A 12410-nucleotide genomic window follows, 5' to 3' on the forward strand; every position below is an offset into this window, starting at 1 on the left:
GCCCGGCATAGGCATCGAGACCTTTCTCGATCTCGCCACGAGCAAAGAGCCGCGACGCCTCGCGCGCCCAGTCTTCCCGCTGACGGCGCACGCCGGCAAGTTCGGCAAAACCGATCCGTTCGGTGATCGCCCGGAACGCCGCACCCGCCTGGATCGGCTGCAGCTGCATCGCATCGCCGACCAGCACGACTTTCGTGCCTGCTTCTTCAGCAATCTTCAACACGCGGGCCATCTGCTGCGACGACACCATGCCGGCCTCGTCGATGACAAGCACATCACCGCGGTGAAGCGTCTCGTGTCCATTGGCCCAAATGAGTTCCCAGGAGGCGAGTGTCCGCGAGCTGATGCCGGAGCTGTCTTCCAGCCCTTCGGCGGCCTTGCCCGCAAGTGCTGCACCGATGACCCTGCGGCCATCGCTTTCCCAGGCTACGCGTGCGGCTGCAAGCAGGGTCGATTTGCCGGCACCGGCAAGGCCAACGACGGCCGCGATGCCGCTGTCCCCGGTAATATGACTGATGGCATTGATCTGTTCCGCATCGAGCTTGAAGGGTTTGTCGGGATCGCCAGCTTCGACGCTTTTGACGGCGGCCGCGACATGTCGTGACGGAACGGCAAAACCCTTCTGCTCCGACAACACCTGCGCCGACCGCGCCATGTCATACTCGATGCGCAGTATCTCGCGCGTGGTGAAGACAGCGGGTTCCGAGGCATTGCCCGTTTCAGGATCGACCTCCTGCGGCTTCAGCATGACAAGATCGTCCGACGCCATCAGCCGCGCGCGGATATTGGCGAAGTCCGAAGGATCGTCGACATATCGATGCAGAGCCTTGGCGATATCGCGCTCATCGAAGGTGGAGCGCTCGTTGCCGAGCCGCTTCAACAGAAACTCCGGCTCGGCGAGCAGCCGATCGACCACCCCTTGCCGCCGGGCAAGACCGGCCGACGCGTAATAAGGTTGGCTGCCCCTGCGGGAGAGTGCTGCCTTCTCCGGACCGAGATGTCTTTGGGCGATGCCATCGAGACCTAGTTCGGCATAGGAGCGGCCATCGAGCCGGATCTCATGGCCGGCAAGCGCCAGGTGCCGGTTGGCCGTTTCCGCCCAGGCGACCTTCCATGCCTTCATGGTTTCCTTGTCGCCGGCCCAGGCCTTGCTAACGATCCTGCCCTTTGGGCGGTCCGGCGTGACGACCCGCAACGGCTTACCGCCTTCGTCGAGCACTTGAACCGTCTTCGCGCCGAAACGCTCCTCCGTCAACGGCCTCAATGTCATCATCAAATGGATGTGTGGGTTGTCGTTCTTGTCGTGATAAACCCAGTCCGCGACCATCCCCCTCGAGGTCAGGTTGTCATGGACGAATTCGCGCACCAGCGCGATGTTCTCGGCTTGCGTCAACTCCTCCGGCAAGGCGATGATCAGCTCGCGCGCCAGCTGCGCGTCCGGCCGTTTCTCGAACGCCTCCACGGCATTCCACAGCGCCTCGCTCGCCGCTGCAACGGTGCGGCCATCGATTGCCGTGCGCAGCCATTCCGGTACCTGCGTCGGCAAAGCCAGCTCCTCATGCACCAGTTCGGCCCTCCCGCCTCGGTAGCTGAAGGACGTTCCAGTCTGTTTGTCAATCATCCGGGCGCGATGGCGATAGGCAGCGGCCGGGACGATACTCCGTCCAGCACCCCTACTGATCACCCGTGCCTTGACGAACATGATCGCCATGATTGTCCTCGCACATTCGGAGCAGTTGCACCAACGAGCGACATCGCTCTTTCACAATAGTCAGAGAGAACGACTGACGCGCTCCGCGCTTGTCTCCGGTTTTCGCGCGGGTCCATCAACTGCGACAAATAGGCGATTTAACTGTTTTATTCAAGATAGTATAATCTAAGCCCTATTTCGCGCTTTGTTCGCCCAAGGGCACGGCGTTCCAACTACGCCGGAATCAGACGATCTTTGTCCCTAACCGCTTGAAGCTTTTCATCAATCCCTAGAGTGGGGTTGGCAACCGGATGGGACATAAGGGCAAAACAGGAGTTGAGCGATGCTAAAAATTGCCAGTAGACGATATTGGATCTTTCGCCTATCGATTGCTCATGAAATCGTCGCTTGAACATATGCCGCTTCGCAAACAGCGAGAGCTCGGCCGGGTTCTCGAAATCCTCCACGAGGAATTCGAGGATGCGCTGAAGGAAGGCACGGCCGATTTCAAGAAGCGCGGTCGGATCTTGAAGATCATACTGTTCGGCTCCTACGCCAAAGGTGGATGGGTCGATGAACCTTTCACCATGAAGGGATATCGGTCGGATTTTGATCTGCTGATCATCGTCAACAACCGTAAGCTCTGCGAGTTCGCCGAATACTGGCACAAGGCCGCCGACCGGCTGATCCACGACGCTTCGATCGAAACACCGGTGAGCTTCATCGTCCATTCCAGACGGGAGGTGAATACCTACCTCAAGGAAGGACAGTATTTCTTCTCCGACATTCGCAAGGAAGGCATCGTTCTTTACGAGCTCGACGATGAGCCGCTTGCGGAACCTCAGCCGCTCACCCCGGCCGAGCGGCTGAGGGTGACAAAGGAGCATTTTGAGGAGCGACTAGAGGCCGCCAAAGAGTTCTTCGAATTGGCCGAACACGCTCGTACCAGACACTACAGAAAACGAGCCGCCTTTCTCATCCATCAAGCGTTGGAGCAGACCTATTCCTGTGTCCTGCTGACCCTCACCAACTACGGCCCACCGTCGCACAACATCAAGTTTCTGCGCTCCCTTGCCGAAGAACAGGATCGGCGCTTAGCTGAGGCATTTCCTCGCGATCAGCATCGTGAACGCGCCTGGTTCAACACGTTGAACGAGGCATATGTGAAGGCGCGCTATTCGAAACATTTCGAAATCAGCGAGGAAGCGCTTGGCTGGCTCGCAGAGCAAACTGCGTTACTGCTCGAACTAGTCAAGATGGTTTGCGAAGGGCACCTGGAGACCCTTAGAGGAAAAGTTGGCAGCGACATAATCAAGCGAGATTCGCTTTCATGCGATTGACCAACTGCGCGAACCATCTCGGGCACGACCGGCTACAAAATCTTCAATTGCTACAAAGATGACGGCCTGGAGGCCCTGACGGATCTGTCTTGCGCCCGGTGCGTTGTGCCAACCAACTACCTCAGCCGGTCGAGGCGATGATCATCTGGCAAAGAAGCCGCATTGGGGTGCCAGGAAGATCAGAGAACTGCTGGTCAAGCGCCTAGCCAGCGATGTGCGCGTCCCGTGACTTTGCGACCGATCGACAACCCGTTTCGGCACGAGGTTGTCACCCATGTCTTAGGGACGATCTGTTACCTATGTCTTCGATATGGACAAGTGGGAAATGGTACGGTTGGGGGGTCTCGAACCTCCGACCTCAGGTGCCACAAACCTGCGCTCTAACCAACTGAGCTACAACCGCATAAATCGCGCTTGGCGCGACGGGGGTCACATACGAGGACTTGGCGAGGAATTCAAGTCCCATTCCTCGTCAATATACAAAAAGGCTGGACGCGAGGTCCAGCCCTTTATCTCCGATCGGTAAAGACCGATCAGGCAACCTTGAAGGAAGCCATGGCCTTTTCGGCAGCGTCCTTGGAAGGCTTTGCGAGCTTTTCGGCCACCTGCTTGGTGGTTTCCTGGATCGACTTCGCCTGCTCGACGGTGAGTTCGGCCTGCTTGCGGATGAACGAGGTCTGCAGCTCGAAGAATTCAGCCGGGGACTTGACGCCGAGCAGCGCTTCGAAGTGCGACAGCGAGTTCTCGGAATTGATGCGCAGGATGTCGATCGCCTTCAGGCCGATCTCGACCGAGCCGGCCTGTGCCGTCTGGACGGTGGCTTCGAGCGTCTTGCCGGCTTCCTCGCCAGCGGTCTTCAGCTTGGCATAGGCATCCTTCGACTGCTGAGCGCCCTTTTCGGCGAATTCACGGAAGGATTCCGTGAACTTGGACGGGTCGAAAGAAGCGATTGAAAAAACGTCGTCGGTCTTTATGGTAGCCATGGGTCGCATCCTTTGGGCTGAGGCAGTCGCTGCCTGGTAGTTGGGATGATGCTTATATAAGACATTCCATTGTGCATTGCAACATTTATTGTGCAGTGCACAAGACGTTAACCTTTCCGGCCGAAAACACCCTCCTCTTCTGGACCGGCATGCGCCCCGCAGTTATTAATAAGCCGTTAATTTAAGAAGGCCGACAGCGACAAGGTTCGAACATGCCCGCAGTCCAATATCCGTTCATCGATATCGCCGTGCATGCACGGGTGCGGGAACGCTTTTCACGCGGCGAGGCCATGGTGCTGTTTTCAGCCGATCTTGCGCGCCTGCTCTGGGCGAACGGTGCGGGTGCGGAGCTTTTCGGCCATTCGGCAGTCTATGACTTGCTCGATCAGGGGGTCGACCGCGCCGACATCACCTTCCGCCAGCTGGAAACGGCGGCGCGCCAGCTAACCGATATCGGCGACAGCCGCAGCCTGATGATCCGCGTTGCCAAGGGCTTCCAGCGTGCGCAGGTACAGGCGGCTGCCGAACTGATCCGGCTTTCCCAGGGCGAAAAGGCCATCCTGTTTTCGGTGCCGGTCTCGGCAAAGCCGCTCGCAGCCGGCGCATCGGCAGCCCAGATGCTGCAGGGACTTGATGATCCCGACACGCATATGGCGGTGATCGGCGCCAATGGCGAGGTCATCGCGGCTTCGCCGGGCTTTGCCTCGCTCGGAATCTCCGAGCAGACGGCAAAGACCTTGATCAACCTTGCCGGCGCGCATCCCGACCGATTGGTGAAGCGACCTGTCGCGACCGGCAGAGGCAATCTTCCGGCCGCGGTCGGCAAGCTCAGCGACGATCCGGCGCTCAATCTGCTCTTTGCCGTGGAGGCCGCGATCGGTCATCTCGACGCGCCCGCGCTCGACTCGGTCGATGCGCCCGCACAGGAAGAAAGCCCGCCGCCGGCCGAAGCGCCTCAGGACGAACCTGTCGCCGCCGCAGGCTTCACCGAAATCATCGACGCGGTTTCGGGGATCGAAGAGGTCGAGGAGACGCTCGAGGAGATCGCCGGCGAAAGCGAACAACCGGCCGAGACATCCGCGGCATCGGCAGAGGAGGCGATTGAAGAGACGAATCCTGCCACAGATGCTGAGCCGGAGAGCGACGGCGGCATGATCGATAGCAGCGCGGATGAGGCCACCGAGCCCGCCGCGGTCATCGAGGACGATTTGACCTCCATTGCGGAGACGGTGGAAACGGCGACGACGGCGGAACCGCCTGTTGCCGAAACGCCTATCGAAGACGCGCCGGAAGCGGTCCACCAAGAACCCGCCATCGAAACGCCTGCTGTCCCGGACGCTACCCCTGCCCCTCAGCTTGAGGCTGAGCCCGGCTTCGTCTTCAGACCGAACAGCCGCGCCACGCGCTTCGTCTGGAAGATCGACGCCGAAGGCCGGTTCAACGAGGTCAGCCACGAATTTGCCGAGGCCGTCGGTCCGCATGCGTCCGACATCATCGGCTCTGCCTTCGGCGACGTCGCCGCCCTCTTCAATCTCGATCCTGACGGCAAGCTTTCCGAGGCGCTCGCCCGCCGCGACACATGGTCGGGCAAGACGATCCTCTGGCCGGTCGAAGGCACCAGCCTCGTCGTTCCGGTCGATCTGGCGGCGCTGCCGACCTATACCCGCAACCGCGACTTCGATGGTTTCCGCGGCTTCGGCGTCGTCCGGCTTTCCGATGCACAGGAAGATCCGCTGGCGCTCGGCCTGACACTCGGCCCTGATGGTATCGGCCATGATGCAGCGAGCCTCGGCCCGCCCGCCGAGACCAATGCCGAGGTGATACACGAAGCGGAGACAGTGCTTGAAGAGCCCCTGATCGATCCCGCCCCGGCGCAGGAGGTCGAGGATCAGGCGGCTACGACAAGCGAAACACAGACGGAGCCAACGCCGGATGAGATTGCCACCGAGCAGGCGGCCATCGAGACGCCTGCCCAGGAAAGTGCAGCCGAAAAAGCGGAAGGCAGCGCCGATGCCGGCGACGTTTCCGCCGCCGAACCGATAGCGGAACTTTCGCAAGAGCCACGGGCGCTTCGGATTTCGGAAACGCCCAATCGCCGTTTCTCCGACAAGATCGTTCAGCTCCACAACACCGGCGCTGGACTGACGGCTGCCGAACAGGCCAATTTCCGCGAGATCGCCAAGCGGCTCGAAGCCTTCGGCACCCGCAAGGAAGAGCCTGCCGCCCCGGCGCCGATGGAACCCAGCGCCGCGGAAACGGCCGGCTTCGAAGAGGCCTCCGGACCCGAAGCGTTCGAGGCCGAAACACCCGCCACTGAGCAGGCGGACATACCGTCGGTCGAGGAGATCGCGCCGCAGGAAGCAATCTTCGAGAATGCCGTCGAGGCTGAGCGCGAAGACGATGGCGCCACCGAAGAACCTTCGATCATCGCCGACGACGAGGCGACGGAAGGGCTGGAGGAGACCGCCAGCCAGATCGAGGTTCTCACCAGCTTCATCCCGCCGCGCATCAAGATGACGGACGGGCTTTCGGTGGGAACCGTCGATCAACTGCCTGTTGCCGTACTCATTCATATCGGCGATGCGCTGATCCATGCCAATCCGGAATTCATGCGGTTGACGGGCTACGGTTCGCTCGAGGCATTGCGCGAAGTGGGCGGTATCGAAGCGCTGCTGCAGCGCCGCGAACTCGAGGAGAAGGCCGCAGGCTCCGGCACCATGATGCTCGTCAAGGCCGACGATACGCTGGCGCCGGTGACCGCGCGGCTGCAATCGGTGCGCTGGGAAGACGCCAACGCCCTGATGCTGGCGCTGATGCCGGTGGAAGGCAAGGAAGATGGCCGCGGCGACGCAAGCCGGTCCGATGGCCGGTCCGAGGGCCGTTCCGAAGGCCGTTCCGAGCGGATGGTCGAGAAGGTCGCTAAACTCCAGGTCGAAGTGGAAGAGTTGCGCTCGATCCTGGAAACGGCGACCGACGGCGTCGTCGTCATCGGCACGGAGGGCGACATTCGCTCGATGAACCGGTCGGCCAGCGCACTTTTCAATTACGACGAACAGGAGACGCGCGGCAAACCCTTCGTCATGCTGTTTGCCCATGAGAGCCAGAAGGCAGTCATCGACTATTTGAACGGCCTCTCCGACCATGGCGTGGCAAGCGTATTGAACGACGGGCGGGAAGTGATCGGCCGCGAGGCCGCCGGCGGCTTCGTGCCGCTGTTCATGACGATGGGCCAGCTCACCTCCTCCAACGGTTATTGCGCCGTCATCCGCGATATCACCCAGTGGAAGCGTACCGAGGACGAGCTGCGCAACGCCAAGGGTGCGGCCGAAACCGCCAATGCCCACAAGACCGATTTCCTCGCCCGCGTCAGTCACGAGATCCGCACACCGCTCAACGCCATCATCGGCTTTTCCGACATGATGGCCGGCGAGCGCTTCGGGCCGATCGGCCATCCGCGTTATATCGAATATGCCAACGACATCGGCCGCTCCGGCCGGCATGTCCTCGATATCGTCAACGACCTGCTCGACATTTCGAAGATCGAGGCGGGCGAGATGGATCTCGATTTTGCCGCCGTCGGCCTCAACGAGGCGGTCTCCGAGGCCGTGGCTCTGGTACAGCCGCAGGCGAACGGCCAGCGCGTCATCATCCGCACGGCGCTGTCGCATGCAGTGCCCGAGGTCGTGGCGGATCTGCGCTCGATCAAGCAGATCGCGCTCAACATCCTGTCGAACGCCATCCGTTTCACCCCGTCAGGCGGGCAGATTGTCGTTTCGACGTCCTATGAGGCGAATGGCAGCGTCGTCCTCAGGGTCCGCGATACCGGCATCGGCATGACGCGCAGCGAGCTCGACCAGGCGATGAAGCCGTTCCGGCAGGTCTCCTCGACGCAATCGCGTCATCGCGGCGACGGCACCGGGCTCGGCCTGCCGCTGACCAAGGCGATGGTGGATGCCAACCGAGCGACCTTCTCGATCAATTCGACGCCGAACGAGGGCACGCTCGTCGAGATCACCTTTCCGTCGCAGCGGGTGCTGGCCGGTTGATAAAGAAAAGGCAGCCAAGAGGCCGCCTTTGAATTTGGTGCTGTTCAACAAGAGCTCAGTCGATCAACGTCATGTTTCGGAGGCCGGAAGGCCCCAGGCCGCCTCGTTCATGTGCGGCCCCCAAGTTAGCTTCACCTTTGACAAACCTTTCTTAACGAAAGGTTTCCATGACAGGAGATTGATAAAGGGTGAAAGCTTGTAATCTACGATCGCTGTCAATCCTTCAGCTCGCTTAGCCCGGCGAAGAGCCCCAGCGCCTCTGGATTGGCAAGCGCTTCCTGGTTCTTCACCGGCCGGCCGTGAACGACCTCGCGCACGGCAAGCTCGACGATCTTGCCGGACTTGGTGCGGGGAATATCGGTGACCGCGATGATCTTCGCCGGCACGTGCCGCGGCGAGGCGCCGGTGCGGATGCGGGTCTTGATCGCCTTGACGAGATCCTCGGTCAGCGTCACATCCGGGGCAAGGCGGACGAAGAGGATGACGCGCACGTCGTCGTCCCACTCCTGACCGATGCAGAGCGCCTCGGCCACCTCCTCCATCTGCTCGACCTGATTGTAAATCTCGGCCGTGCCGATGCGCACGCCGCCGGGATTGAGCGTCGCATCCGAACGGCCGTGGATGACAAGGCCGCCATGCTCCGTCCATTCGGCGAAATCGCCGTGGCACCAGATATTGTCGAACCGGTCGAAATAGGCGGCGCGATATTTGGCGCCGTCGGGGTCGTTCCAGAACATCACCGGCATCGACGGAAAAGCCTTGGTGCAGACGAGTTCACCTTTCTCCCCACGCACCGGCTTGCCGTCATCGTTCCAGACGTCGACCGCAAGGCCGAGGCCGGCCCCCTGGATTTCGCCGCGCCAGACCGGCTGCAGCGGATTGCCGAGCACGAAGCAGGAGACGATATCGGTACCGCCTGAGATCGAGGCGAGCTGTACGTCTTCCTTGATGCCCTCGTAGACGAAGGTGAACCCTTCCGGCGATAGCGGCGAACCGGTGGAGGTCATCAGCCGCAGGCTGGAGAGATCGTGGCTGACGCGCGGCGTCAGCCCGCCCTTGCGCACCGCGTCGATATATTTCGCCGAGGTGCCGAAGATGGCGAATTTTTCGGCCTCGGCATAGTTAAACAGCACGTTGCCATCGGGCGCGAAGGGCGAACCGTCGAACAGGCAGAGCGTCGCACCGCTGGCAAGACCGCTGACCAGCCAGTTCCACATCATCCAGCCGCAGGTGGTGAAATAGAACAGCTTCTCGCCCGCCTGCAGGCCGCAATGCAGCCGATGCTCCTTGAGGTGCTGCAGCAGCGTGCCACCGGCCGAATGCACGATGCATTTCGGCACGCCTGTCGTGCCCGACGAAAAGAGGATGTAGAGCGGGTGCGAAAAGCCAAGCCGCGTGAACTCGACCTCCGTTGCCTCACAGGGCGCGACAAAAGCGTCAAGCGTTAAAGCCCCCGGCGTCTTACGCGCCACGGCCTCCGCATCGCCGGCGTAATGGACGATGACGGTCGGGACACCCAGATTTTTTGCGACCGTGGCGACCTTGGCGCCGACATCCTGCAGCTTGCCGGAATACCAATAGGCATCGCAGGCAATGAACAGCCTTGGCTCAATTTGGCCGAAGCGGTCGAGCACACCCTGCTCGCCGAAATCAGGAGAACAGGACGACCAGATGGCGCCGATCGAGGCGGCGGCGAGCATGGCGGCGACGGTCTCCGGCATGTTCGGCATCATCGCGGCGATGCGGTCGCCCTTGCCGATGCCGCGTGCTGCGAAGGCCTGCTGCAGCTTCGAGACCAGCACACGCAGCCTGTCCCACGACCAGCGATCCTCGGCCTTGTCCTCGCCGCGGAAGATGATCGCATCGCCCTCGCCGCGGCCCGACAGCAGGTTTTCGGCGAAGTTCAGCGTCGCATCGGGAAAGAAGCGGGCTTCCAGCATGCGGTCGCCATTGGCAAGCACCTCTGCGCCACGCTCTCCCTTGACGCCGCAGAAATCCCAGACGGTCGACCAGAAATTCTCCCGCTCGGCCACCGACCATGCATGCAGATCCTCAAAGCCCGAAAGAGAAAGCCCGAAATCGGCATTGCAGCGCTCCATGAAGGCATGGATCGGGCTTTTTGCAACGGCATCCGCCGAGGGCACCCAGAGTGGTCTGTTATCCTGCATTCAATCCTCCTCCCCAATACCGTCCTTATATCATGCTGCATTGCATTATAAAGCGTGGAACCGACGCGATCCGACGCCTGGAAAAGTGTGAGCGGTTTTCGGACGATACCATGCTCCAACCATTTAATTGAAAGTGCTACAGCGTCCTTTGCGCGTCTGAAAAGACGCGCGGCGCTGTAGGGATTTGCATATGCCTGATATTTCCTATATCCGGCGAAATCAGCGCATAACGGGATGACCGGCTGAATTTGCCGGCGGAGATCATGAGCACGTCAAGACATCGCAGGTGGCGCAGGAAGATCGGACCCGTTTCGCGCTGGCTTCCGGCCTTCGCCCGTCTGTCGACGGTGTTCCTGCTGATCGCGCTGGCGCTTTTCGTGGCGCTCAGGGTAGCCGCACCCTATCTCATCTCGACCGGCTTCGTGCGCTCCGGCATCGAGGACGCGCTGTCGAAATGGACTGGCTACCATGCCGAGATCAAGGGTAGTCCGGTTCTCGAATTCTGGCCGACGCCGCGCATCACGTTGAACCAGATCACCATCCGCCAGCCGCGCGAAAGCGGCGACAAGCTGCTCGGCAGCATTGAAAGCTTGTCGGCCGATTTCAGCCTCATCGATGCGTTGAGAGGCCGGACGAGCTTCCACGAATTCCATCTGGTGCGCCCTAACCTGGCGCTGACGCGCGACGAGAAAGGGCTGATCGACTGGAGTTATGCCGGCCTGCTCGCACGCGCGATCGGCGGCGTGCGTTACGAAAACGGAGCTGAGGTGCTCGATCCCGATCTCGATGCCGAGATCGGCGCAGTGACCGTCGAGGACGGCACGCTTGTGGTCACCGACATCAAGTCCGCCAAGGCCTATCATTTCGACAGCGTCACCGCAGATATCGCCTGGCCGAGACTCTCCGGCGCGATCTCGGCGGTCATCATCGCCCGTATCAACGGCGAGGACCTGAAGGTCGATTTCGCCTCGCGCCAGCCGCTGCTCGCCTTTGCCGGCAGGAATGCCGAGACACGGACGTCGCTCACATCAAACCTTTTGACCGCGCACTTCCAGGGCATTGCCAGCATCGCCAGCCTTTCGGCCCTTTCCGGCAATATCACCGCCAGCATTCCCGATGTGCCCGCACTTCTGACATGGTCGGGCAGATCGATCCCCGGCATCGCAACGCTGAAGAGCGCCTCGCTGGAATCCGACATCATGTCGTCGGGCAACGGGCTGCGTTTCAACAATCTCAGCCTCTCGCTGAACGAAGCGAGCGCCACCGGGGTGATGGACCTTTTCACCCAACCCGGCAAACGACCGAAAATCGGCGGCACGCTTGCCTTCGACCAGATGAACCTCAAGCCCTTCCTCGACGCCTTCGCGCTCAGGCTCGCCGCCGGCGAGGCGGAGGAAATCTCCGCCGGCATAAGCGGACCGCTGCGGGTGCTCGATGTCGACGTCAGGGTTTCGGCGCGGCGCGCGCAGATGGGTCTCTTCGAGCTCTCCGATGTCGGCGCCAGCATGATCGTTGCCGGCGGCGAGGCGAAATTCGATATTGGCGACAGCCAGTTCGAAGGCGGTGAAATGACCGCGCATCTGGAAGCGACCCAGCGCGACTTCGACGGCGGCGGCAAGCTGCAGCTGTCGATCCGCAATGCCGACTTCGCAGCCCTTGCCGAGCGCCTGCAGCTGAAGGGTCCGCTGCCGCTTGCAACCGGATCGCTCGATCTCGACCTGCAGTCGCCGAAGGCGATCTGGACAACCGGCCTTGCCGACGTCACCGGCAGGCTGCACTTCTGGACGGGGGAAGGCACGATTCCCGGCATCGATGCCGCAGCACTCCGGACGCAGGCGGCCGAAAAACCGTTCTTTCCGCTGAGCGCGGCAGCAGGCGGCGCCTTCGCCTTCAACCAGCTCAACCTTCAGGCCGACTTCGCCAACGGCTCCGCCGAAATGCACGACGCCCGCATCGCCGGCGCCACACAGACGCTGACGCTTTCCGGCGTCATCACCTATCAGTCGAACGGGCTGGCGCTTTCCGCATCGCTTGATGCAACCGATCCGGCCAAGGCGGCGGAGCTGCCGCTTCTGCCGTTCTTCATCGGCGGCTCATGGCCGAACCCGGTGATCTCGCCGGTTCCGCTTTTCGGCAATACGCCCCAGGCGCAATAGATAGAGCATGTCGCGCAAAAGTGTGCG

6 protein-coding genes, 1 tRNA gene and 1 pseudogene are annotated in these 12410 nt (G+C 61.4%); 4 read left to right on the top strand and 4 right to left on the bottom strand.

Features of this window, described 5'->3' with window-relative positions:
* Positions 1 to 1711 (bottom strand): Ti-type conjugative transfer relaxase TraA (gene traA, locus GFM02_RS17100; RefSeq protein WP_168322253.1); only part of this gene is annotated, 1711 nt, incomplete at its 3' end.
* A gap of 374 nt (positions 1712 to 2085) precedes the next feature.
* Between traA and GFM02_RS17105 the strand changes: the two genes are divergently transcribed.
* Positions 2086 to 3030: a nucleotidyltransferase and HEPN domain-containing protein gene (locus GFM02_RS17105; protein ID WP_168322363.1), complete on the top strand. Its 945-nt coding sequence runs from the start codon at positions 2086 to 2088 to the stop codon at positions 3028 to 3030.
* A gap of 15 nt (positions 3031 to 3045) precedes the next feature.
* Positions 3046 to 3256: pseudogene (locus tag GFM02_RS35585) on the top strand (helix-turn-helix domain-containing protein); the annotation flags it as partial.
* Positions 3257 to 3356: 100 nt separating this feature from the next.
* Here GFM02_RS35585 and GFM02_RS17115 read toward each other — a convergent pair.
* Both GFM02_RS17115 and GFM02_RS17120 read right to left on the bottom strand, forming a co-directional pair.
* Positions 3357 to 3433: transfer RNA gene (locus GFM02_RS17115), tRNA-His, on the bottom strand.
* A 130-nt stretch (positions 3434 to 3563) separates the two neighbouring features.
* Positions 3564 to 4013 carry a phasin gene (locus tag GFM02_RS17120; protein ID WP_003545621.1) on the bottom strand — a complete coding sequence of 150 codons (450 nt, stop codon included), beginning with the start codon at positions 4011 to 4013 and terminating at the stop codon, positions 3564 to 3566.
* A 212-nt stretch (positions 4014 to 4225) separates the two neighbouring features.
* Between GFM02_RS17120 and GFM02_RS17125 the strand changes: the two genes are divergently transcribed.
* On the top strand, positions 4226 to 8059 hold the full coding sequence (locus tag GFM02_RS17125; RefSeq protein WP_168322254.1) for an ATP-binding protein: 3834 nt from the start codon (positions 4226 to 4228) through the stop codon (positions 8057 to 8059).
* 215 nt (positions 8060 to 8274) lie between these two features.
* Here the strand turns inward: GFM02_RS17125 and GFM02_RS17130 are convergent, their stop codons facing one another.
* The gene (locus GFM02_RS17130; protein ID WP_168322255.1) at positions 8275 to 10227 is read right to left on the bottom strand and encodes an acetoacetate--CoA ligase; all 1953 of its coding nucleotides are present in this window, start codon (positions 10225 to 10227) and stop codon (positions 8275 to 8277) included.
* Positions 10228 to 10490: 263 nt separating this feature from the next.
* On the opposite strand from GFM02_RS17130, the gene GFM02_RS17135 reads away from it, so the two are divergent.
* Positions 10491 to 12383, top strand: coding sequence for an AsmA family protein (locus GFM02_RS17135; RefSeq protein ID WP_168322256.1), 1893 nt, complete (start codon positions 10491 to 10493; stop codon positions 12381 to 12383).
* Positions 12384 to 12410 lie beyond the last annotated feature (27 nt).

Source organism: Rhizobium leguminosarum bv. viciae, assembly GCF_012276115.1.
Taxonomy (GTDB): Bacteria; Pseudomonadota; Alphaproteobacteria; order Rhizobiales; family Rhizobiaceae; genus Rhizobium; species Rhizobium leguminosarum_T.